This window comes from Rhodococcus sp. 66b (assembly GCF_002076325.1).
GTDB classification, from domain to species: Bacteria; Actinomycetota; Actinomycetes; order Mycobacteriales; family Mycobacteriaceae; genus Rhodococcus_F; species Rhodococcus_F erythropolis.
Map to the genome: position 1 here is coordinate 126,291 of NZ_MUZB01000008.1, position 21,014 is coordinate 147,304.

At 62.6% G+C, this 21,014-nt stretch carries 23 protein-coding genes and 1 riboswitch; of the genes, 11 read left to right on the plus strand and 12 right to left on the minus strand.

The genetic code is table 11. The features are described 5' to 3' along the window. Window positions 1-13 precede the first annotated feature (13 nt). A complete protein-coding gene (locus B0E55_RS16660; RefSeq protein ID WP_080910066.1) occupies window positions 14-994 on the minus strand; it encodes a zinc-binding alcohol dehydrogenase family protein in 981 nt (326 codons plus the stop codon). Continuing rightward, window positions 991-1,452: a MarR family winged helix-turn-helix transcriptional regulator gene (locus tag B0E55_RS16665; RefSeq protein WP_080910067.1), complete on the minus strand. Its 462-nt coding sequence runs from the start codon at window positions 1,450-1,452 to the stop codon at window positions 991-993. The genes B0E55_RS16660 and B0E55_RS16665 overlap by 4 nt, the downstream gene beginning before the upstream one ends. A 121-nt stretch (window positions 1,453-1,573) precedes the next feature. Between B0E55_RS16665 and dinB the strand changes: the two genes are divergently transcribed. After that, window positions 1,574-2,872 carry a DNA polymerase IV gene (dinB, locus tag B0E55_RS16670; RefSeq protein WP_080910068.1) on the plus strand — a complete coding sequence of 433 codons (1,299 nt, stop codon included), beginning with the start codon at window positions 1,574-1,576 and terminating at the stop codon, window positions 2,870-2,872. Here dinB and B0E55_RS16675 read toward each other — a convergent pair. Together B0E55_RS16675 and B0E55_RS16680 are read right to left on the minus strand one after the other, a co-directional pair. Then, on the minus strand, window positions 2,869-4,149 hold the full coding sequence (locus tag B0E55_RS16675) for an LLM class flavin-dependent oxidoreductase (RefSeq protein ID WP_080910069.1): 1,281 nt from the start codon (window positions 4,147-4,149) through the stop codon (window positions 2,869-2,871). The genes dinB and B0E55_RS16675 overlap by 4 nt on opposite strands. Then, a complete protein-coding gene (locus tag B0E55_RS16680) occupies window positions 4,149-4,913 on the minus strand; it encodes a 3-oxoacyl-ACP reductase (RefSeq protein WP_419789806.1) in 765 nt (254 codons plus the stop codon). The genes B0E55_RS16675 and B0E55_RS16680 overlap by 1 nt, the downstream gene beginning before the upstream one ends. A 17-nt stretch (window positions 4,914-4,930) precedes the next feature. Further along, a riboswitch (TPP riboswitch) is annotated at window positions 4,931-5,024 on the minus strand. 138 nt (window positions 5,025-5,162) lie between these two features. Here B0E55_RS16680 and B0E55_RS16685 point away from each other — a divergent pair. Both B0E55_RS16685 and B0E55_RS16690 read left to right on the plus strand, forming a co-directional pair. Beyond that, window positions 5,163-5,603, plus strand: coding sequence for a DoxX family protein (locus tag B0E55_RS16685; protein ID WP_060939209.1), 441 nt, complete (start codon window positions 5,163-5,165; stop codon window positions 5,601-5,603). 104 nt (window positions 5,604-5,707) lie between these two features. Then, the gene (locus B0E55_RS16690; RefSeq protein ID WP_019749004.1) at window positions 5,708-6,697 is read left to right on the plus strand and encodes an AurF N-oxygenase family protein; all 990 of its coding nucleotides are present in this window, start codon (window positions 5,708-5,710) and stop codon (window positions 6,695-6,697) included. Here the strand turns inward: B0E55_RS16690 and B0E55_RS16695 are convergent. After that, window positions 6,694-7,443, minus strand: coding sequence for a TetR/AcrR family transcriptional regulator (locus tag B0E55_RS16695; protein ID WP_007731095.1), 750 nt, complete (start codon window positions 7,441-7,443; stop codon window positions 6,694-6,696). The genes B0E55_RS16690 and B0E55_RS16695 overlap by 4 nt on opposite strands. Before the next feature lie 96 nt (window positions 7,444-7,539). Between B0E55_RS16695 and recO the strand changes: the two genes are divergently transcribed. From recO to B0E55_RS16710, 3 genes are read left to right on the plus strand one after another with little or no spacing between them, the layout of a single operon-like run. Continuing rightward, the gene (gene recO / locus B0E55_RS16700) at window positions 7,540-8,355 is read left to right on the plus strand and encodes a DNA repair protein RecO (RefSeq protein WP_019749002.1); all 816 of its coding nucleotides are present in this window, start codon (window positions 7,540-7,542) and stop codon (window positions 8,353-8,355) included. After that, window positions 8,312-9,130 carry an isoprenyl transferase gene (locus B0E55_RS16705; RefSeq protein WP_019749001.1) on the plus strand — a complete coding sequence of 273 codons (819 nt, stop codon included), beginning with the start codon at window positions 8,312-8,314 and terminating at the stop codon, window positions 9,128-9,130. The genes recO and B0E55_RS16705 overlap by 44 nt, the downstream gene beginning before the upstream one ends. Further along, window positions 9,127-9,549, plus strand: coding sequence for a YbjN domain-containing protein (locus B0E55_RS16710; RefSeq protein ID WP_019749000.1), 423 nt, complete (start codon window positions 9,127-9,129; stop codon window positions 9,547-9,549). Before B0E55_RS16705 ends, B0E55_RS16710 begins: the two co-directional genes overlap by 4 nt. Before the next feature lie 12 nt (window positions 9,550-9,561). Here the strand turns inward: B0E55_RS16710 and B0E55_RS16715 are convergent, their stop codons facing one another. Beyond that, window positions 9,562-9,993: a Fur family transcriptional regulator gene (locus B0E55_RS16715; RefSeq protein WP_020908177.1), complete on the minus strand. Its 432-nt coding sequence runs from the start codon at window positions 9,991-9,993 to the stop codon at window positions 9,562-9,564. Window positions 9,994-10,004: 11 nt separating this feature from the next. After that, window positions 10,005-10,388: an ArsR/SmtB family transcription factor gene (locus tag B0E55_RS16720; protein ID WP_003944457.1), complete on the minus strand. Its 384-nt coding sequence runs from the start codon at window positions 10,386-10,388 to the stop codon at window positions 10,005-10,007. A 198-nt stretch (window positions 10,389-10,586) separates the two neighbouring features. On the opposite strand from B0E55_RS16720, the gene B0E55_RS16725 reads away from it, so the two are divergent. Both B0E55_RS16725 and B0E55_RS16730 read left to right on the plus strand, forming a co-directional pair. Continuing rightward, on the plus strand, window positions 10,587-11,978 hold the full coding sequence (locus B0E55_RS16725; RefSeq protein ID WP_003944491.1) for a glycine--tRNA ligase: 1,392 nt from the start codon (window positions 10,587-10,589) through the stop codon (window positions 11,976-11,978). A gap of 92 nt (window positions 11,979-12,070) precedes the next feature. Next, the gene (locus B0E55_RS16730; protein ID WP_080910070.1) at window positions 12,071-12,652 is read left to right on the plus strand and encodes a dihydrofolate reductase family protein; all 582 of its coding nucleotides are present in this window, start codon (window positions 12,071-12,073) and stop codon (window positions 12,650-12,652) included. On the opposite strand, the gene B0E55_RS16735 is transcribed toward B0E55_RS16730, so the two are convergent. After that, the gene (locus B0E55_RS16735) at window positions 12,627-13,088 is read right to left on the minus strand and encodes a MepB family protein (protein WP_080910071.1); all 462 of its coding nucleotides are present in this window, start codon (window positions 13,086-13,088) and stop codon (window positions 12,627-12,629) included. The genes B0E55_RS16730 and B0E55_RS16735 overlap by 26 nt on opposite strands. A 48-nt stretch (window positions 13,089-13,136) precedes the next feature. Further along, window positions 13,137-13,502 carry a nuclear transport factor 2 family protein gene (locus B0E55_RS16740; RefSeq protein ID WP_080910117.1) on the minus strand — a complete coding sequence of 122 codons (366 nt, stop codon included), beginning with the start codon at window positions 13,500-13,502 and terminating at the stop codon, window positions 13,137-13,139. Window positions 13,503-13,639: 137 nt separating this feature from the next. Here B0E55_RS16740 and B0E55_RS16745 point away from each other — a divergent pair, with 137 nt between their 5' ends. Further along, window positions 13,640-14,446, plus strand: coding sequence for a helix-turn-helix domain-containing protein (locus B0E55_RS16745; RefSeq protein ID WP_019748994.1), 807 nt, complete (start codon window positions 13,640-13,642; stop codon window positions 14,444-14,446). On the opposite strand, the gene B0E55_RS16750 is transcribed toward B0E55_RS16745, so the two are convergent. Then, the gene (locus B0E55_RS16750) at window positions 14,421-15,158 is read right to left on the minus strand and encodes a polyprenol monophosphomannose synthase (RefSeq protein ID WP_003944487.1); all 738 of its coding nucleotides are present in this window, start codon (window positions 15,156-15,158) and stop codon (window positions 14,421-14,423) included. The two genes, B0E55_RS16745 and B0E55_RS16750, sit on opposite strands and share 26 nt — an antisense overlap. A 99-nt stretch (window positions 15,159-15,257) precedes the next feature. After that, window positions 15,258-17,324: a TPM domain-containing protein gene (locus B0E55_RS16755; RefSeq protein ID WP_021344666.1), complete on the minus strand. Its 2,067-nt coding sequence runs from the start codon at window positions 17,322-17,324 to the stop codon at window positions 15,258-15,260. Between the two features lie 69 nt (window positions 17,325-17,393). Here B0E55_RS16755 and B0E55_RS16760 point away from each other — a divergent pair, with 69 nt between their 5' ends. Next, entirely contained in the window at window positions 17,394-18,083 is a 690-nt protein-coding gene (locus B0E55_RS16760) for a YdcF family protein (RefSeq protein WP_007731109.1), read from the plus strand. 5 nt (window positions 18,084-18,088) lie between these two features. Beyond that, window positions 18,089-19,387, plus strand: coding sequence for a deoxyguanosinetriphosphate triphosphohydrolase (locus B0E55_RS16765; protein ID WP_019748992.1), 1,299 nt, complete (start codon window positions 18,089-18,091; stop codon window positions 19,385-19,387). A 13-nt stretch (window positions 19,388-19,400) separates the two neighbouring features. Here B0E55_RS16765 and B0E55_RS16770 read toward each other — a convergent pair whose 3' ends face one another. Then, a complete protein-coding gene (locus B0E55_RS16770) occupies window positions 19,401-20,951 on the minus strand; it encodes a serine/threonine-protein kinase (protein WP_080910072.1) in 1,551 nt (516 codons plus the stop codon). Between the last annotated feature and the right edge of the window lie 63 nt (window positions 20,952-21,014).

Sequence of the window (21,014 nt, forward strand, 5' to 3'; positions counted from 1 at the left end):
GTGAGAAACCAGGTCAGATCATCACCACCAATTTGCCACGAGCCGTACCGGCTTCCATCTTGGCATGTGCTTGCGCGATGTCCTCGAACGCGAACACCTCGTCGATCGGTACCACCGCCTCGCCTGACGCGACAGCGGAGAGGAAGTCTTGCAGTACGTCGGCAGGCAGGTCGGACGCGTCCCCGCCGTACGAGGTCAATCGCACTCCGCGTGGAATGTAGTCGATCGGATAGAAGTCCTTGACTGTCCACTCGTTGGACAACATGCCCGTGAAACACACGGTCCCGTGAACGCGAGTGGCGCGCAACGTGTCGGGAAGTGTTGGTGTTCCGACTAATTCGAGAGCCAGATCAACACCGTCCGGGAAAATGTCTCGCACCTGGCCTGCCACGGCACCGTCGTCGAGGACAACGTGGTCGACCCCGATCGCGGTCAACGATGACGTCTTGCTCGCATCGCGGGTGGTCGCAAGGACCGTGAGCCCCCACTGCTTCGCCAGGACTGCGGTTGCCATGCCGACCGAGGAGGTTCCGCCTCGAATCAGTAGGGATTGACCGGATTTCGCATCCAGTCCCACCGTCAGAGAGCCGTACGACGTCTGCAGCATCTCGGGAACAGCTCCCACTGTCGACCAGTCCAGGTTGCTGGAGAAGGGAACGACCTGGCTGACGGGAACGCACGTGTACTCGGCATATCCGCCGTCGAAGACCCGACCCATCCCGCCCATCATGGCGGCGACCTGCTGCCCTTCGGTCAACTCCCCGCCGGGGCAGTTCACCACTTCGCCGACGGCCTCGATGCCCAGCACCCTCGGGAACGTCACGCCTTCGGCGAGGCCGAGCCTGGTGTGCAGTTCGGATCGATTGAGGCCGAAGGCCTTCACGCGGACCAGTACCCGGCCGGTGGTAGGCGCCGGTATGGGAATCTCCTTGATCGTCAATGCTTCTGGCGGGCCGGGGGCGTCGAGCACGATTGCGCGCATTGTGTCGGTCATGCTTTCTCCTTGGTGATGAGTGTCAGTCGGCGGTTGGCTTCGCGCAGCGTGGCCAGTGTGGCGCCGAACCGATCGAGAGCCTCGGGCGTCAGCACGGAACCGAGGCGGCGTGCCAGTTCGTCGTCGAACGTGGCCTTCGCCCGCTGCAACAGGCCGATGCCGTCGGGGGTCAACGCGATGAGTGAGGATCGTTTGTCGGCGGGATTGGATTGTCGACGGCAGTGCCCCGAGGACTCGATCCGATCCACTAATTTGCTCGTGCCACCGACGGTGATCGCGAGCGCTTCGGCAATGTCGAAGACCCGACAGGAACCTAGCCTGTCGATGATCTGCATCGGCTCGAATCGACTCAGTGGCAGGTCGTGCTCGATTCGGAGTCGCTGGTCGACGGCCGTCCACAGTTCGGTTTCGAAGCGGACGAGGTTGTTGAAGTGACCGCTCAGGTCCGACCCCGTCATGAGCAGACCCCGAACCGATATGCATTCCGTGGAATCATTCTTTCACCGTACGCCCGATTCGTGATTAATTCCATGGAATCTATTTGCGGCCTTTCGTTGTGTCGGTGGCGCATGGGAACATATGTTCGTGTCGCATGAACCGCTGGATCGAGAAACGCCAGGTAATCACCCTGGCGGTGCTCGTTCTGGCGGTAATCATTCTGGGGGTAGTCGACCTACGGGTGACGCAACGATCCTCCATGCGGACCTCGATTCGTTCTACGCATCGGTCGAGCAACGTGACGACCCGACTCTGGCGGGCAGGCCGGTCATCGTCGGTGGTGGAGTGGTCCTGGCGGCAAGCTACGAGGCCAAGGCATTCGGCGTTCGAACTGCGATGAGTGGTGGTCAGGCTCGATCACTGTGTCCCCAGGCGATCGTCGTTCCCCCGCGAATGTCGGCGTACTCGCAGGCGAGCAAAGACGTGTTCGACGTCTTTCACGACACGTCGCCGCTGGTCGAAGGAATCTCCATAGACGAGGCCTTTCTCGAGGTCGGCGGGCTCGCCAAAATCGTGGGAAACCCGCTGCAGATCGGGGCCAACCTCAGACGCGATGTGGCTGAGCAGGTCGGACTACCGATCACGGTCGGGATCGCACGCACCAAGTTTCTGGCCAAGGTCGCGAGTGCATTCGCGAAACCCGACGGATTGCTGCGAGTGCCGCCGGAGGGCGAGACCGAATTCCTGCATCCGTTGCCGGTCGAGAAGCTGTGGGGCGTCGGCAAGATCACGGCCCAGAAGTTGCGAAACTTCGACATCGTGACGGTGGGTGACATCGCTCGGCACGACGAATCCTCGATCGTCTCGATTCTCGGGGGCGGCGCCGGTCGCCATCTCTACGCGCTCTCGCACAATCGAGATCCGCGCCCCGTCCGCGCCTATCGTGGCCGCAGTTCGATGGGTGCTCAGCACGCGCTTGGTCGAGGATCCCATTCCCGCGCAGAACTCGATGCGTCGTTGATGTCCCTTGTCGATCGTGTCAGTCGACGCATGCGTTCGGCGCAGCGGACGGGGCGCACGGTCACGCTCCGGCTTCGCTTCGCGGATTTCACGCGGGCAACTCGATCTCACACGCTGCGCCGGTCCACCGCCGACACAGCGGAATTGCTGAACGCCTCGATGGTGCTGCTGGACGAAGCGATACCGATGATCGCGGACAAGGGCATCACGTTGATCGGTGTCGCTGTCTCCAACCTGGATCGGGACGGCGCCGAACAACTCGAATTGCCCTTCGACGGTCCAGGATTCGCGGGTCCGGACACTGCCGCCCTCGACTCGGCGATGGACAGCGTCCGGAAGAAGTTCGGCTCGGCGGCTCTCACGAGGGGAGTGCTCCTGGGACGCGATCCGGACCTGTCGGTGCCGCTACTGCCGGACTAGGTGAGGTTTTCTCTCAGAGTCGCTCCCTCGTATTCGCGTCGGAACAACCCACGCGCCTGCAGCACTGGAATCACGTGATCGACAAAATCTTCCAGGCCCTGCGGATAGGTCGGCGGCATCAGATTGAAACCGTCGGCACCGCGGCCGTTCAACCAGGATTCCATCTCGTCGGCAATCGACTCCGGTGTGCCGATCATCGTTGCGTGGCCACCACCCGCAGCGAGCGTTCCGAGGAGTTCCCGCACAGTCGGTGCGTCCTTCTCGACGATCCGCAGAATAGTTGCGTAGCGTCCTTGCGGCCCGCTGAATGCTTCGAGTGGAGGCAACGGGGGCACGGGCCCGTCGAGATCCCAGTCCTCGCAATCCTGTCCGGTGAACAACGAGAGTTGGCGTATCGACTGTTCGGTGGGCAGCAGGCGATCAAGTTCGGCCTTCTTGGCCCGCGCCTCGGCGACACTACTTCCGACGTAGGTGACCAGCCCCGGCATGACGGCGACCGAGTTCGAATCCCGGCCGGCACGCTCGATTCTCGACTTCACGTCCGCGTAGTAGCTCTGCGCGCTGGGTAGGTCGTAGGCAACTGAATAGATCGCCTCGGCGCGCTGCGCAGCCAGATCGCGACCCTGCTCGGACGCCCCGGCCTGAAACAAAACCGGTCTGCCCTGCGGGGATCGAGGAACCGTCAACGGGCCGTCGACACGAAAATGCTTGCCGTCGTGATCGATGCGAGAAATCTTGCCTGCGGCGGCAAAACGTCCCGCCCGGTCGAGGATCAGCGCGTCTTCCGACCACGAATCCCACAATGCGAGGGCCACTTCGACAAATTCGTCGGCTCGTTCATATCGGGATGCGTGATCGGGCATCGCCTCGAGTCCGTGGTTGCGCGCCTCCTGGTCGAACATCGAGGTCACGACGTTCCATCCGGCCCGTCCGCCGCTGATGTGGTCGAGCGATGCCAAAAGTCGTGCCGCGTGGAATGGCGTGTAAAAGGTCGTGGAGATGGTGGTGACCAGGCCGACGTTCGCCGTCGCTCGTGCCATGGCTGTCAACGCGGTGATCGGTTCGAGAAACCACGACGCACCAGACTCGGGTTCTCGAACACTGTGACCGTCAGCGAAGAAAACGGCGTCCAGCTTGCCGCGTTCGGCGATCTGGGCGAGCGACTCGTAATACGTGATGTCGCCGAGACTTTCGACCGGTGAGTCGCGGTGTCGCCACGCCGCACTGTGATGCCCGCAACCGAGCAGGAAAGCACCTATCCGTAGCTGTGCGCCCATCAGTTCTTGACGAGTCCGCCGTCGACAACCAGATTCTGGCCGGTCACGGCCCGCGACCATGGGGAGGCGAAAAAGAGTGCAGCGTCGGCAAATTCGTCCGGCGTCGTGACTCGGCGCAGGGGAGTGCTTGCCGCGATCATGTCGAACACGGCTTCCGGTGTCGCGGCACTCGCATCGGTGGTGCGGAGCAAGCCGCCGGAGACCATGTTGACTGTGATCCCGTCCGGACCGAGGTCGGCAGACAGCGTCCGTGTCAGTGCCAACAGTGCGGCCTTGGCAGCGGTGTAGTCGTGGTAAGGAACTACCGGATTCTGGACCAGATTGGTTCCGACAGTGATGATTCGGCCGAAGCCGAATTCGCGCATGCCTGGTAGCGCTGCCTGGGTGGTATTGAGTGTTCCGGCAACAGCTCCGCGTAGTTGAGAGTCGAAGTCGGCCCAGGTGATCGTGTCCGCGTTCGGCCGGGCATCGCCGTTGAACGAGAAGTCGACCAGTGCATTGTCGACCACGGTCGAGATCGGTGCGTCGAATCTCTCGCGTGCAGCGGAGAACAACTGGTCGACGGAACTGCGGTCCGTCACGTCCGCCTGGACTGCGAAGGTGCGATCCTCACCCAGTTCGGCGACCAGGGCCTCGGCGGCATCGCGGCTCTTGTTGTAGTTCACGATTACGCGGGCGCCCGAGCGGGAGAATGCTCGGCTCAGTGCGGCGCCGAGCCCGCGGGCGCCACCGGTGATCAGAACGATCTGCTCGTCGAGGTTCAATGCGCGCTGAAATTGCTGTTCGGTCATGTCGACATCCCTCCGCCAGTGCTAACTGGTCAGGTTCATCGGGTCTGATCTCAGCCGACTTCTTCGGCACCCCGTGTCACTGTCCATCAGACCACGTGAGGTGAATCGTCCCGAACGCCGGGTGTGTAGTAACGGCCGGCGCGATGAGTTTTCGATCGCTCGGGAGTCGTAATTGCAAGCGAAGTGGCAACCGGCCGCTCGCCTTCGCCCCAGGAGATTCCGATGACCACCCAGCCCGTCCACAACGAAACTGTTTCCGGTAACGCCACGACGACGACACCTTCGGCCACGGCTCGCAAGGTCGGATTTGTCCTGAGTGGGCTGTTCGTCGTTTTCATGCTCTTCGACGGCATCATCCACATTCTCAACCTTCAGACCGTCAAGGATGCCTCCGCCGAACTTGGGTTGCCGGACTCGCTGGCATTGACGGCCGGGGTGGTGCAACTGATCTGCCTTGCGCTGTACGTGATTCCGCGAACGTCGATACTCGGCGCGATTCTGCTCACCGGTTACCTGGGCGGAGCCGTGTTGACCAACCTTCGAGCGGAACAGCCTCTGCTGAGCACGACATTGTTTGCCGTCTACACCGGAATCGTCATGTGGGCGGGTCTGTATCTCCGAGACGAGAAGGTTCGCGAGATCATCCCGGTGCGGCGGGCCTGAAATCAGGCCCCCGAAGGGGTTGCGTGGGACGCGGTGTCCCATTATGTTTGACCTCATTCAAGTCCGTCGACTGCAATCGACGGACTGGCCGTGAGGAGACACCGATGGCTCGGTCAGCGTCGATCGAAGTCGAAAAGCCGTACCGCCAGGTACTGCAGACTTTGTCCGAGGGCTCAGTTGCCCGCAGTTTCGATCCCTATCTCGACATCGACTGGGATTCACCAGAGTTCGCGATCGATCCGCATGATCCGAGGTGGGTGCTCTCATCCGTGTCGGATCCGCTCGGAGCGACGCAGTGGTACCAGGATCAGTCGTTGGAGCGTCGAATCGCCATGGGAATGTGGCGTCAGGCGAATGTGACCAAGGTGGGTTCGGCATTCGAGAGCATCTTGATCCGGGGAATGCTGCAATACATCATGGCGCTACCCAACCAGTCGCCTGAGTTCCGGTACTGCCTGCACGAGATGACCGAAGAGTGCAATCACATCCAGATGTTCCAAGAGCTCGTCAATCGTATGGACATCGACGTGCCGGGTATGCGTCCGATGTTCCGGCGGCTGTCGCCGATCATCGGAGTGCTGGGAGCAAAGTTCCCGGTCATCTTCTTCATCGGCATTCTGGCTGGTGAAGAACCGATCGACCACTTCCAGAAGGATCTCATCCGCGAGGGTAAGGACACGCCGCCGGCGATGCTCCGCACCATGGAGATTCACATCGCCGAAGAAGCGAGACACATCTCGTTTGCTCACGAGTTCCTGCGCAATCACGTCCCCAGACTCAGTCGTACGAGTCGAGCCATCACATCGGTCGCCTTCCCCGGCACGATGCGTTGGCTTGCGGGCGAAATAATGTCACCGCCAAAGGAATTCGCCGAAGAATTCGGAATCCCGGACGAGGTGATGAAGAGCGCCTTCTGGGGGAGCCCACATTCACGCCGCATCCTGGGTAACTACTTCGGTGAAATGCGAGCCCTGGCAGACGAACTCGGATTGATGAATCCGGTGTCGAAGCGTGCGTGGCGAAAGCTGCGCATCGACGGCGACTACGCCCGCTACCGCGGCGAGCCGAAGCGTTCCGACAAGACCCGGATCTAGTCCGGCCGCGAAGTTCCTCCGTCGGAGGACACCAGCTCGGCTATGAGCGTGGACAATTCGACATGGGGATCGATCTGTAGCCCGCTCGAGCGGGCAACGCCGTCGAACATGTACCAGGTGTATTTCGCGAGGTCGGCGACGATCTCTTCGCGGCTCGGTTTCGGATCGGTGCTTCGGACCCAGTGGGTGAGCGTGCCCTCGACCATTGTCACCACTGCGAACGGTAGTGAATCGAAGGGTGAGGAGTCGATCCCCACGGATCGACCGACTTCGGTGATAGTGGTGCGGGCCGAGTCGGCGATTGTCGCCTTCAAGCTGCTGATCGCGTCGATGCTCTCGTCGTCGTAGTCGGTGGGGCCGGTACCCATGAACTCGTGAATCCGCGGATGCTCGGTGATCCACTCGGCGACGGCGCTGATGGTTCGGGTCAGGATCTGGTCGAGAGTGCCTACCGAAATGCTCATCGACGCATCCAGGGCCGCCGCAAATTGGCCGAGCACAAACGCTCGGACTCGTCGATCGAGGTCGTCTCGGCCGCTGAATTGTCGGTACACCACCGACTTGGCGAGGCCGGCACGGTCGGCGATCTGCTGGACGGACACCTCGGCACCTGCCGCGCGCTCTTCGATCAGTTCGACAGCCGAGGTGAGTATCCGTTTCTGACGCTCGGAGTTGTGTCGCTCCCACCGCGCTTCGCGACCGGTCAACTCTGCAGTGACAGGTTGCGCAATTGCGTCGCTCGGCATCGGGCCAGTCTATCCGGACGGACCCGCCGTATTTCCGACTTGTCATCGGGCGCGGCATCGGGATCGGTCGTCGGTACAACGTGGGACACTGGTCGAGTGAGGTTGTATCGAGACACGGCGGTGGTGCTGCGCCTGCACAAACTGGGCGAAGCCGACCACATCGTCACGTTGCTCACCCGTCAGTTCGGGTTGGTACGTGCCGTGGCCAAAGGTGTCCGCCGGACCACCTCCAAATTCGGTGCCAGACTCGAACCGTTTGCTCACATCGACGTGCAACTACTTCCGGGCAAGAATCTCGACATCATCACTCAGGTGCAGACGGTCGATGCCTTCGCCACTGACATCGTCGACGACTACAGCCGGTACACCACGGCCTGCGCCGTACTCGAGACTGCCGAGCGGTTGGCCGGCGAGGAACGCGCGCCGGCCCCGCAGCTCCAGCGATTGACGGTGGGAGCACTGCGTGCGATCGCCGAGCAAGCGCGGCCGGTCGAGTTCGTGCTCGACGCGTTCTTGTTGCGAGCCATGGGCTATGCGGGTTGGGCGCCTGCCCTCGAAGAGTGCGCCCGCTGCAGCGCTCCGGGACCGCACCGTGCATTTCATGTCGCCGCAGGCGGAGCCGTCTGTACCTACTGCCGCCCGGCGGGTGCTGCGACGCCGTCGCCCGGAGTGCTCGACTTGATGGAAGCCCTGCTCCGAGGGGAGTGGGAGGGCACCGATTCGGCGCCCGCGACGCTGCGGACGCAAGCCAGCGGACTGGTCGCGGCACACCTGCAGTGGCATCTCGAGCGTCAATTGCGGACGTTGCCGCTGATCGAGCGTTCGAGGCCGCATGCAGCCGTCGAGGTCGACTTGTCCGTGAGGCAGGATGGAACCCGTGATTCGACGACGCGAACCGCGAACTCCGCTTGATCCTGCTGCTGAACGGGTGATCCGGCCACCGGACCCACATCCGTCCGGGGCGACCCCGCCGATCCTGCAAACCGAACTCATCCCGCGCCACGTCGCGTTGGTGATGGACGGCAACGGACGGTGGGCGCAGGAGCGCGGTCTGCCGCGAACCGCCGGGCACGAACGCGGTGAAGCTGTCCTGATGGATACCGTGTGCGGGTGCATCGAGATGGGTGTCGAGTGGCTCTCCGCCTACGCATTCTCCACCGAGAACTGGAAGCGCAGTCCCGACGAGGTTCGATTCCTGATGGGCTTCAACCGTGACGTCATCCGCCGCCGACGCGACGAGATGAACGAAATGGGTGTGCGTGTTCGCTGGGCCGGTCGTAAGCCGCGCCTGTGGGCCAGTGTGATCAAGGAACTCGAGATCGCCGAAGAACTGACCAAGAACAACACAGTCATGAACTTGACCATGTGTGTGAATTACGGCGGGCGGGCCGAAATTGCCGATGCGGTAAAGGAAATCGCGAAGCGTGTCGCGGCCGGTGAGATCAATCCGGACAAGATCACCGAGGCGACGGTTGCCAAGTACCTCGACGAACCCGACATGCCCGACGTCGATCTCTTCCTGCGTCCGTCGGGGGAACAGCGGACGTCCAATTTCTTGATCTGGCAATCCGCCTACGCCGAAATGGTGTACCAGGAGAAGCTGTTTCCCGATTTCGACCGCCGCGATCTCTGGGCCGCCTGCGTCGAATACGCCTCACGCGACCGTAGATTCGGTGGCGTCAAATGACAGGGGAGAACATGACCGACACCACCGACGAAGCAGCCCGCCTACAAGAACGCGCGGCCGCCTCGCTGGCGCATTTCGTGACGGTCGATGTGGCTGCGGACGGCTCGCTTGGTTTCCAGTACTCCGGCGCGCTGTGCTCGATCCAGGCGATGAATTTGTCCGAGGGGCTGGACGTGCTGTCCATGACGTGTGTCCTCGCGTGGGACCGACCGGTCAGCGCGGCACTGCATCGCAAGGTGGCCGAGCGGAACCGGACCATCCAATTCGGTTCGATCGCGGTATTCGGCCACGGCAGTCTGGCGGACGTGATCCTGCGATACACGTTCCCGGCGGCCGGACTGGACGACGAGGCACTGACCACGATGTTGCTACTCGCGCTGACCGGCGCCGATACCGCGCGTCAGGGTTTGATTCCCTGACGCTGTCAGCTGTCAGCTGGCGGCGCAGTCGCGGCAGGTGCCGAAGATCTCGACGGTGTGACTCACTTCGGTGAATCCGTTGTCCTCGGCGATGGTCTGTGACCACTGCTCGACCGTCGGGCCCTCGACCTCGACGGTGAATCCGCAGTTGCGGCACACCAGGTGATGGTGGTGTCCGGAGGAGCAGCGTCGGTAGACGGACTCACCTGTGTCGGTGCGCAGGACGTCGATGGTTCCGGCGTCGGACAGTGCCTGCAGCGTGCGGTAGACGGTGGTCAGGCCGATCCCTTCACCGCGCTTGCGCAGTTCGTCGTGCAGTTCCTGTGCCGACTTGAATTCGTCGATGTCGTCGAGCAGGGCGGAGATGGCGCTGCGCTGTTTCGTGGAACGAACGCCGACGGTGGCCGGTCCACGTTTCGAGGTCGTACTGCCCGGGGTGTTCATGCGGTGGAATCTCATCCTTCTTCGGCGTGGGCGACAGCGTCGACGACGATGTGTGCGAGGTGATCGTCGACGAGTCGATAGAGAACTTCTCGTCCGTTGCGTTCGCCGCGGACGACGCCCGCTGCTTTGAGAACGCGCAAATGCTGGCTGATGAGTGGCTGAGTGACACCGAGAGCGCCGACGAGTTCGTGAACGCAGCGCTCCGACTCGTGGAGCTGAAGCACGATCGCGATGCGAACGGGTGCAGCCAGCGCCCGCAGAATTTCGCCGGCGGCCGCCAAAGTTTCCTTGGGCGGCACGGGCGCGGGGGGTGCGGCTTCGAACGGGTCGTGCGTGTGTCCGAGGTCGGAATGATCATGGCTTTTGTGGAGATCGCCGGTATCCGCAATGCTCACAGCGAGGCTCCTTCGAGGGGTAGATCATGATGTCCGGGCATAGCCATCTCACCACATTATTGCAAATCACTTTCATTTTGATATGCACAAGTATGCATGTCAACCTTGGACGGAAGTGCGTGGCAGCCGCCAGATAGGCTGATGGTGCGAAAAGCGCACGAAAATCATGCATCTATTACCCAGATGGAGAGCAATCGAGTGGCACCCAAGTCCAAGATCGAAGCCGTTGTCAATCTCGCCAAGCGGCGAGGCCTGGTCTACCCGTGCGGTGAGATCTACGGCGGTACCAAGTCCGCATGGGACTACGGCCCATTGGGTGTCGAGCTCAAGGAGAACATCAAGCGTCAGTGGTGGCGCAACATGGTCACCAGCCGCGAGGACGTCGTCGGCCTCGACTCCTCGGTGATCCTGCCCCGCGAGGTGTGGGTCGCATCCGGTCACGTCGGTGTCTTCAACGACCCGCTCGTCGAGTGCCTCAACTGTCACAAGCGTCACCGTCAGGATCACCTGCAGGAGGCGTACGCGGAGAAGAAGAAGCTCGACAACCCGGACGACGTCTCGATGGATGTCATCGGTTGCCCCGATTGCGGCACCGTCGGCCAGTGGACCGAGCCGCGCGACTTCAACATGATGCTCAAGACGTACCTCGGCCCTGTCGAGAGCGAAGAGGGCATGCACTACCTGCGCCCCGAGACCGCACAGGGCATCTTCGTGAACTTCGCCAACGTGCTGACCACCTCGCGTAAGAAGCCGCCGTTCGGCATCGGTCAGATCGGCAAGAGCTTCCGTAACGAGATCACCCCGGGCAACTTCATCTTCCGCACCCGCGAGTTCGAGCAGATGGAGATGGAATTCTTCGTCAAGCCGGGCGAGGACGAGCAGTGGCATCAGTACTGGATCGACTACCGCCTGGACTGGTACACCGGCCTCGGCATCAACAAGGACAACCTGCGGCTGTACGAGCATGCGCCGGAAAAGCTTTCGCACTACTCGAAGGGCACGACCGACATCGAGTACCGCTTCCACTTCCAGGGCAGCGAATGGGGCGAGCTCGAAGGTATCGCGAACCGTACCGACTTCGATCTCTCGACGCACTCCAAGCACTCGGGCACCGAGCTGAACTACTACGACCAGACGACGGGCGAGCGGTACACGCCGTACGTCATCGAGCCGGCGGCAGGTCTCACGCGTTCGCTGATGGCCTTCCTGGTCGACGCGTACACCGAGGACGAGGCACCCAACTCCAAGGGCGGCGTCGACAAGCGCACGGTGCTGCGACTGGATCGTCGACTCGCTCCCGTCAAGGCCGCAGTGCTGCCGCTCTCGCGCAATGCGGATCTGACGCCGAAGGCAAAAGATCTTGCGGCGCAGTTGCGTCAGAACTGGAACGTCGAGTTCGACGACGCCGGTGCCATCGGGCGTCGTTACCGTCGCCAGGACGAGATCGGCACACCGTTCTGCATCACGGTCGACTTCGACACTCTCGAAGATCAGGCTGTGACGGTGCGTGAGCGTGACTCCATGGCGCAGGAACGCGTCGCCCTCGATCAGGTGGAAAGCTACCTGGCTGCGCGGCTGATCGGTTCCTGATTCGTTCGAAGCTGACGGGCGGTTCTTCTCATTCGAGAAGGACCGCCCGTTTTCTCTTTCCATGGTGGATCTTCAGGCGCAGGATCGAAGTTATGAGAAAACTCAGCGTGACCAACAGCGTGACTCTCGACGGTGTCATGCAGGCACCTGGCGGGCCGGACGAAGATCGTCGTGGCGGATTCGAGCACGGTGGATGGGCGGCACCCTTCAACGATTCCGTCATGGCACAGAAAATGGGGGAGGGGATGGCGAAGAAAGCAGAGTTGCTCTTCGGACGCCGAACCTATGAGAACTTCGCCTCGTACTGGCCGTTTCAGACGGACAATCCGTTTACCGAGGTGCTCGACAACACGCAGAAGTACGTAGCGTCAAGGACTTTGGGTGAACCGCTGCCGTGGAAGAACTCGACTGTGTTGAAAGGCGATGCCGCCGACGCGGTCGCCGCGCTGAAGGAAAGCGATGGCCCGGATCTGGTGATTCTGGGCAGTGGCGACTTGATCACGTCATTGGCCGAACGGCGTCTCGTCGACACCTACACTCTGCTGATTCATCCGCTGGTTCTCGGAACCGGGCGCAGATTGTTCCCCGACGGTGCTGCGCTCGCTCAGTTCACCCTCACCGAAAGTGTTCCTACGACAACAGGCGTCATCATCGCGACGTATCAGGTGAGTTGAATACATCAGGGAACTCGCCGAAATGCTGCTTCTGCCAACGCTGGGTTCTGACGGCTTGCACACTGGTCGGCGTGACCCAGGGCGGATAGACCCGGATAGCGCGCTTGCCGCCCGAGAAGTTCGTCGACACGATGTCGTGTTCGACGAGGGTTTCGGTGGGAAAGACGAAGTGACCCAGATGTTCTTCGTCGTAGACCTTCACCACAAACAGCGCGACGCCGTCGCTGGTGTCGAATGGGCGGATGGGCCCGGCCTCGGAACGGCGCCACAGCGTGACGAACTGACCGAGCTTGGTCGGCGTCGTCTTGGCGGATCGATAGACGGAGGGAAGGCCGTTGACGGTCAGCGTGTGAGCGCCGTACTCAGCACCCTCGGACTCGGGAATCGGTGTGGACCAGGTAAATCCGTCGGCGTTCATCGGCACCGATGATGCCACGGACCACCGACAGCCTTCGTGGCGAAGGCTGTCGGTGGTAGACGCACTTCAGGCCGTAGGTACCTTGTCGAGAAACCCGAGGACAAGCGTCACCCGGCCGTCGTCGTCGCGTTCGAGTACGTCGAACCCGTCGATCAGTGACTCGGCCCCCGCCGGGCCGAGAGCCCAACCGAATCGAGCCTGTCGGTGGTGCGCGTCCACGGGTCCGATGAGGGTGAAGTGCATGCCCGGAAACTGTTGCTGCACAGCGTTGATCATCGCGTCGATCTGATCGTGTCCGGTGACGTCCGCGAGCGGATCGGTGTAGCGGCCGCCGGGTGCGAACAATTGCTCGATCCGTGCTCTACGGGCGGTGGTATCTGTTTCGTTCCACATGTCGATATAGGCGTCGGCGATTGCGTCGAAGGCGCTCATGGTCGCTCCCTTGATCAGTTCCGGTGGTGAACATCCGGCGGTCTCGCCGGCTGAGACCACTGTTCCTCCGAAACTGCTTCGGGTCGATTACCTCCGAGGTCATGGTCTCGGCTACCTCGGGTCGCTAACTTGAAAGAATGACCTTCGAGACGATGGACGTTGGCACCGAACTCAAGCGGTGGCGGGAGCGGCGAAGGCTCACTCAGTTGGGCCTCTCGGCAGCGGCAGGAGTGTCGACCAGGCACCTGAGCTTCATCGAAACCGGCCGCTCCAAACCCAGCCGGGACATGATCCTTCACCTGTCCGAATGCCTGGATGTTCCTCTACGGCAACAGAATACGCTTCTGCTGGCAAGTGGCCACTCGCCGGAGTACTCGCAAAAATCGTTGGCGGAAGCGCCGATGTCAGCGGTGAGCGAGGCCATCGATCGCATCATCGACGCGCATGACCCTTATCCGGCCGTGGTGGTCGATCAGCAATGGGAGATGATCGCCGGGAACCAGGCCGTGAGAATCCTGACCGAGGGGGCCGCTGAATTCCTCCTGGAACCACCGGTGAACGTATTGCGTTTGAGCTTGCATCCCGAGGGCATGGCGCCGCGGATCGTGAACCTCGCGCAGTGGCGGACCCACCTGCTCGCCAGGTTGGCGCGGGAAGTGGAGGTCAGTGCGGATGCGCAGTTGGCGTCGTTGCTCGACGAGTTGCGCACCTATCCGAGCGGCGGAGACTGGCACGACGACCGCGCGAATTCCCTGCTGGTTCCGTTGCGCGTACGCGCGGGCGATACCGAATTGGCGATGTTCAGCACCACCACCGTGTTCGGTACGCCGCGCGACGTCACGCTTGCAGAGATCGCGATTGAGTCGTTCTACCCGTCGGACACGCAGACCGCCGATTATTTTCGATCAGCCGCGCAGGTCAGAGAGACTTCTTGCCGAACTTGAGCTTCCACGGCACCAGAGCGGACTCCAACTGAACCGAGAGGCTCATCTTGGAGACACCTTCGGTGCGTTCCTCGAAGCGGATTGGCGTTTCGGCGATCTTCATGCCGCGCTGAACAACTCGGTAGTTCATCTCGACCTGGAACGCGTAGCCGTTGCTCTGCACCGATTCGACGTCGATGTCGCGCAAGGTCTTTGCATGCCACGCCTTGAAGCCTGCAGTTGCATCCTTGACGTGCAGTCGCAGAATAGCGTTGACGTAGAAGTTCGCCCAGGCGGACAAAGCCTTGCGATGCCACGGCCAGTCGCCGGCAACTGCGCCACCCTCGACGTAACGGGAGCCGAGAACGACTGCCGCATCGGTCGTGGTGAGGATCTCGATCATGGCGGGGATCGCTTCGGACGGATGGGAGAGATCCGCGTCCATCTGAATGACGATGTCGGCGTTCTCCGCCAGAGCCCGGCTCATGCCCGCGACGTAAGCACGGCCGAGTCCGTCCTTGACCGTGCGGTGAAGCACTCCGACCGGGATGGGTCCATCGATACCCAACTTGTCCGCAACCTCGCCCGTGCCATCGGGGGAGTTGTCATCCACCACGAGGACGTGCAGGTTCGGGATCTTCAACGCGGCGAGGCGATCGACGAGCTTTGGCAGGTTCTCACGCTCGTTGTATGTAGGTACAACGACGGTTATCTGCGGGGCGACGCTTTCCATAACACCTTCGTATGATCTGTGATCCCGACTTGCCGGATGAAGCGTACGACGAGTGCGGTCGTGAACAAAGTAGGGATTTTACTACCTCGACGGGATCCGTCAGAACCGGCCGCCGCCGCCTCGACTGGTTCGGCCGCCGCCACCACCGCCGAAACCACCGCCGCCGCCACCGCGACCGGAGCGTCCGCTGCTGCTCGGTCCGCCGTACGAGCGGGGCCCGCCGCCACCTCGCAGAATGCTGTTGATCAGGATGCCGCCGAGGATCGCTCCCGTCGCATCGCCGCCGCCACCGCGGGGTCGTTGGTTTGCTTCCCAGGTGTTGACGTCGTTCTGCGCGGCGCGAAGTGAGTGCGTCGCCAAGGTTGTAGCGGCCTGGGCGTGTTGCAGTGCCTTCGACGGATCCGAAGCCTGCAATTGCTGGGCCGCCTGCAGGTGCCGCTGAGCCTCCGCGTAGCGAGTGCGCGCCTCCGCCCCGATCGCGCCGCGCCTGGTTCCGAGGAAGTCGCCTGCAGCGGTCACCTGAGCCTGTGCGGCCAGAATGTCCTGGGCGAGGCGCTGCTGTGCACGTTCGAGCTGCTGCTTCTGCTCCTGAGCGTCGGCAAGCAGTGCGTCGAGTTGGGCGTCGGCCGCGACGATCTGGTTGAAGGCTGTCAGCGGATCGCTGTCCTTCGACGTCTGAGCATTCGCCAACGCTGCCTGGGCCGCGGCCTTCGCGTCCGCCAACTTCTGCCCGCCCTGCGCCAGGTAAGCGTCCGCAGCAGTGATGCCCTGCTGGACGTCGTCCATCGCGGACGGAAGTGTCGCGATGGCGTTTCGGATGTCGTCGGCGGCGTGATCGACGCCGTCGAGTAGTTTGCGTGCCTGATCGAGAGCCGCTTCGGCAGTGCGAATCGCGGTGACGGCAGCGCCTTGCTTACCAGCCGGCAGCGCGGTGGCATCGCGGCCTTCCTCGATCGACTTCTCGGCGAGCGTCAGGCGTTCGCTGGCCATCGTGACGTTGTTCACGACAGATGCCAGCGTCGGCGCGGGGAACTGATCCTTCAATTTGGTCAGAATCGCCTCGGATTCGGGCAAGCGCACGCTGAGAGAAACAACACTCTGCGTCAACGCATCGAGACGTGCGGGGGCGTTGATGAGAAGGTCGCGAAGCCCGTCGAACTCCTCGACGCGAGCTTCGAGTTCTTGGTCGGCTCGACCGCACGAGGAAATGATGTCGATCAGCATCTGTCGGCGTTGATCGGGAGTTTCCGGGATGGCGTCGTCGAGTCGCTGCCTGATCGCGAAGGCTTCGGCGAGGGTGGCCTTGGCCTTGTCGAATGCTGCCGAGAAGGGTGCGACGGCGGAATCTCCGAACTCGCTGCGGGCCAGATCGAGCTCCTCCTGGCTGCCGGCGATCGCGTTGTCCGTCTCGACGAGGATCTCCTTCGCGCGTTCGTCGAGCGTCGGCAGCGGGAGTGCGTTGAGGCTGGCGATGTCGTCGGGGGAGATGTTCTTCGCGGCTTCGACGCTTGCCTTGTTCTTGTCGTTCTTGCGCTTACGTGAGTACAGGACCACGCCGCCCGTCCCGACCACCACAGCGCCGCCCGCGATGAGGAGTGTTCCGACTCCCATTCCGCCGCTCGTGTTGTTCGCGTCGCCGAGTGCTCCAGCTGCGGCAATTGCCGCGCCGGTCCAATCATCCTCGGCGAGAGCCGGTTCCACCGCGTCGGAATTGATCGATTCGATGTCGGAATCCGTGATGTTGCTCAGCTCAGCGGGGACGTCGAGGTAGTAAGCACGCTCCGCCGTGGCAACTGCAAGCAGGACGGACTTGGTACTCAGCGTCGACTTCGTGGCTGTCTGCTGTGCCCACGCCTGGCCACCCAGGTTGTTGAAATCGGGGACGAACGCAACCCACAGATCGATCTGGTGGTCCTCGCTGAGTTGATCGATCGCAGCTTGTATGTCGCTGCGTTGCCCGGCGTCGAGAACCCCGGAGGTGTCGGTGATGTGATTCGGCAACACCATCGGGGCGTCTGCCGAGGCGAGCGCAGGACTGAAGACGAGCGCCAGCAAAGCGAAAATCGCAGCGACGGCGGCGGCGCTTCCCCGACGGCGAACGGGTCGGGTGATTGTCCGACTCTGCTCTACCGAGGACAACTGCGCGAAGTGTGGTGCGAGGGCCATGACGCAAATCTATCCGTTGTGGCGCGTCGGCATCGGAGGTGATCGCCGCGAACTGGCAGAATTGCGGGAGTGAAACCTGCTTTCGGTAACCGCCCCCACGACCCATCACCCTCACGGGCGGGCGGCTTCGGGGCAGGATTGGCTCGCTGGACGCGCCGACTGATCGCCGGTGCCGTGTTGATGGCCGTGGTTCTGGTCGGGGGTACTGCGTTCCGGGTGTGGCAGGTGGCGCGCATCGACGACACGCGGCCGGCCGACGCGATAGTCGTTCTGGGCGCGGCTCAGTATTCCGGCACTCCGTCGTCCGTCTTCGAGGCCCGACTCGAGCAGGCGTACAAGCTGTACAAGCGCGGAGTGGCGCCGCAGATCATCACTGTCGGCGGTAAACAAGAAGGTGACGAGTACACCGAAGCGGCGTCGGGAAAGATGTATCTGACCGATCGCGGAATTCCGTCGAGTGCGATCACTGCTGTGGAGACCGGTTCGGACACACTTCTCAGTATCGACGCGGTGAGCGCCGAGATGTCCTCGCAGGGAATCAATTCCGCTGTCCTGGTCAGTGACCCGTGGCACTCCTTGCGAACGCGGACGATGGCCCGCGACACAGGACTCCAGGCGTGGACCGCACCTACTCGTCAGGGCCCGGCTGTCTTCACCCGCGAATCCCAGTTGCACGGAATCGCTCGCGAAACCGGCGCGCTGCTCTGGTATCAGCTCACGCACTTCTCGGCAGACTTCCCCTACACGGCAGGGCAATAGAGACCATGACAGCTCACACCACCTACGGAGGCGGCACATACTCCGAACACGACCTCGAACGTCGTGTCGTCGAGGCGCCGAAGCGTGCGGGGTTGCCGGGTTCGCAGATCGCAGCGGCGCAGCATCGTTCGGACTTCTCGCGAGATCGGGCGCGTGTCCAACACTCCGCGGCTTTGCGGCGCTTGGCCGACAAGACCCAGGTTGTCGGCCCGCGCGACGGTGACACACCTCGCACGCGGTTGACGCACTCGATGGAGGTCGCACAGATCGGGCGAGGGATCGCCGACGGACTCGGTTGCGATCCGGACCTGGTGGACCTCGCCGGTCTCGCGCACGACATCGGGCACCCGCCGTACGGTCACAACGGCGAGAAGGCCCTGGACGAAGTCGCCAAGGACTGCGGAGGTTTCGAGGGCAACGCGCAGAATCTGCGGATATTGACCAGCCTCGAACCCAAGATCCTGCGCCCCGACGGTCTGAGTGCCGGCCTCAATCTCACCAGGGCATCACTCGACGCAGCCATCAAGTACCCCTGGACACGGCCGCAGCCCGGCGCGAAGTTCGGGGCATACGACGACGACGCAGAGGTGCTCGCCTGGGTTCGAGAGGGGGCGCCCGAGCGTCGGCAATGCCTGGAAGCTCAGGTCATGGACTGGGCCGACGACATCGCGTATTCCGTGCACGACGTGGAGGACGGGGTGATCGCAGGCCGTATCGACCTGCGCTCGCTTGCCGATCCGTCCGAGCAGCGCGCACTGGCAGAACTGGGGGCCTCCGAGTTTCGGGGATTGGTAGTCGACGATCTGATCGACGCCGCTCAACGGTTGTCCGAACTCCCCGTCGTACGCGGGGTCGGAAGTTTCGACGGAACACTCGGAAGTTCCGTCGCGTTGAAGAATCTCACGAGTGAATTGGTGGGTCGCTTCGCCACCGCAGCGATCGCCAGCACCCGGCTGACACACGGTGACCGACCCCTCTCGCGGTATCAAGCCGACCTCGACATACCCGAGGCCGTCGCATCCGAGGTGGCGTTGCTCAAGACCGTGGCGCTGTACTACGTGATGTCCGACGCCGGACACAAGGCGCGTCAGGATCGGCAGCGTGATCGTGTTCATCGCGTCGCGGAATGGCTGCTGGCGACTGCGCCGGCCGGGCTCGATCCGATCCTGCTGCCCGCGTGGGAACGCGCCGCGGACGACGGTGCTCGGGTCCGGGTAGTGGTGGATCAGATCGCGTCGTACACGGAGAGTCGGCTGGAACGGGTGGACAAAGCGAGCCTGGGCGCGCAGGCCAGCTGGGGCTGAGCCGCTTACGCCTTCAGCAGGTCATCCGCGTCGACGGGTCGGTAGTGGTATCGAGCCACTTGCCGTAAGCGTCGCCGCCTGCTGCGCGAACGTCCTTGCAGATCTTCGACTCGGTGTTCCCGGATTCGCGATACACCGTGTAGATCGCCGTCCCCGAATCGGAGACTTGACGCAGTGACGGGCAGGACTGGTCTGTGCGTAGGTATTTCGAGCCGGGGAACGCGTCGAGGTAGTTCTGGATCTCGCTGGCGTACGTTGCCGGATCGGTGGCATTGGCCAACACCACGATTCCGGTTCCTTTGCACGAGGGGACGGTGATCGGCTTGCTGACCCTGAGGTCGCCATTTCTCGCGGACGGGTTCGACGCCCGGGTGGTCGTGGTCGCCTGCAGTCCGGCGGTGGGTAGCGGCTCGAGCTTGGGCGTTCTGGCCGGCTCCTGAGTGGGTGCCGGTGCCGACGTGGCGATGGAAGCTGCTGCAGTGGTGGGTGATTCGGGTCCCGAGTTCCCCAGCATTACCCAGGCCGCCGTGCCTCCTGCGGCCAGAACGAGTGCAACTCCAGCCGCACCGATCGCGATCGGGGCTCGGTTTCGCTTGGTCTTTGTCGCGATGTGCGTGTAGTTCCCGTGAGCGGGATTCGCCGTGGTGTAGATGGGCGGCCCGACGATCGTGGGGTGCAATCCGCCGGCGGCACCGGGGGTGTGGGTCGTCGAGAGGGCCTGCCGCGCTTGGAGTGCGAGCGCTCCCGTAGTCGGATAGCGGTGTGCGGAATCCTTTGCCATGCCGCGAGCCACGATGGCGTCAAAACCTTGCGGGAGCGATGGAACCGTCAGTGTGGGGCGTGGCGGCGGAGCGTTCAGGTGCGAATTGACCAGATGCTCGATGCTTGTGGTGTTGAAAGGTGTTGTTCCGGTGAGTGATTGGTAGAGGACACAAGCCAGGGAATAGACATCCGCTGCGGCCGTCGGCGTTTCGATTCCGAACCGCTCCGGCGCCATGTATGCATACGAACCGACTGCGCTTCCCTCGGTGGTGATCTTCGTGTCCGTCTGTGAGTATGCGATTCCGAAGTCGACGAGGTAGGCGAAGCCGTTGTTCGTGAGAATGATGTTGTCTGGTTTGACGTCGCGATGGATGAGTCCGCGCGCGTGCGCTGCGTCCAGCGCTGACGCTATCTGCGAGACGATGTCGACGGCTCGTATAGGCGTGAGTCGGCCGAATTCGGCCAACTCGGCGCGCAACGTATGACCTTCGACCAAACGCATGTCGATGAAGAGGACTCCGTCGATCTCGCCCCAGTCGTGTACCGGGATCACGTGCGGTTCGTTCAAGGCGGCGGTGGTGCGAGATTCTCGGCGGAAACGAGCTTGGAATGACGGGTCGGCCGCAAGTTCGCGATGGAGCAACTTGAGTGCGACCAGGCGATCCTTCGAGGTGTCGTACGCCTCGTACACTTCACCCATTCCGCCTCGGCCGAGGAGGCGACGCAACTCGTACACGCCGAATCGGGTTCCTGATCGCCCTTCGTGCGAGCTCGAGGCGTTTTCAGTCATCGTCGGTCCCATCGCTGCGGTGCAGAGTCGGCCATCAACATATCGTTGTCAGGAGGTGCCGGGGGACCGCCTAGA

Bases quoted from the DNA above. Each gene is read 5' to 3' on its own strand.
- B0E55_RS16660 (WP_080910066.1), bottom strand. From the start codon at position 994: ATGACCGACACAATGCGCGCAATCGTGCTCGACGCCCCCGGCCCGCCA.
- B0E55_RS16665 (WP_080910067.1), bottom strand. From the start codon at position 1,452: ATGACGGGGTCGGACCTGAGCGGTCACTTCAACAACCTCGTCCGCTTC.
- dinB (WP_080910068.1), top strand. From the start codon at position 1,574: ATGTTCGTGTCGCATGAACCGCTGGATCGAGAAACGCCAGGTAATCAC.
- B0E55_RS16675 (WP_080910069.1), bottom strand. From the start codon at position 4,149: ATGGGCGCACAGCTACGGATAGGTGCTTTCCTGCTCGGTTGCGGGCAT.
- B0E55_RS16685 (WP_060939209.1), top strand. From the start codon at position 5,163: ATGACCACCCAGCCCGTCCACAACGAAACTGTTTCCGGTAACGCCACG.
- B0E55_RS16690 (WP_019749004.1), top strand. From the start codon at position 5,708: ATGGCTCGGTCAGCGTCGATCGAAGTCGAAAAGCCGTACCGCCAGGTA.
- B0E55_RS16695 (WP_007731095.1), bottom strand. From the start codon at position 7,443: ATGCCGAGCGACGCAATTGCGCAACCTGTCACTGCAGAGTTGACCGGT.
- B0E55_RS16705 (WP_019749001.1), top strand. From the start codon at position 8,312: ATGGAACCCGTGATTCGACGACGCGAACCGCGAACTCCGCTTGATCCT.
- B0E55_RS16710 (WP_019749000.1), top strand. From the start codon at position 9,127: ATGACAGGGGAGAACATGACCGACACCACCGACGAAGCAGCCCGCCTA.
- B0E55_RS16715 (WP_020908177.1), bottom strand. From the start codon at position 9,993: ATGAACACCCCGGGCAGTACGACCTCGAAACGTGGACCGGCCACCGTC.
- B0E55_RS16730 (WP_080910070.1), top strand. From the start codon at position 12,071: ATGAGAAAACTCAGCGTGACCAACAGCGTGACTCTCGACGGTGTCATG.
- B0E55_RS16740 (WP_080910117.1), bottom strand. From the start codon at position 13,502: ATGAGCGCCTTCGACGCAATCGCCGACGCCTATATCGACATGTGGAAC.
- B0E55_RS16745 (WP_019748994.1), top strand. From the start codon at position 13,640: ATGACCTTCGAGACGATGGACGTTGGCACCGAACTCAAGCGGTGGCGG.
- B0E55_RS16750 (WP_003944487.1), bottom strand. From the start codon at position 15,158: ATGGAAAGCGTCGCCCCGCAGATAACCGTCGTTGTACCTACATACAAC.
- B0E55_RS16755 (WP_021344666.1), bottom strand. From the start codon at position 17,324: ATGGCCCTCGCACCACACTTCGCGCAGTTGTCCTCGGTAGAGCAGAGT.
- B0E55_RS16765 (WP_019748992.1), top strand. From the start codon at position 18,089: ATGACAGCTCACACCACCTACGGAGGCGGCACATACTCCGAACACGAC.
- B0E55_RS16770 (WP_080910072.1), bottom strand. From the start codon at position 20,951: ATGGGACCGACGATGACTGAAAACGCCTCGAGCTCGCACGAAGGGCGA.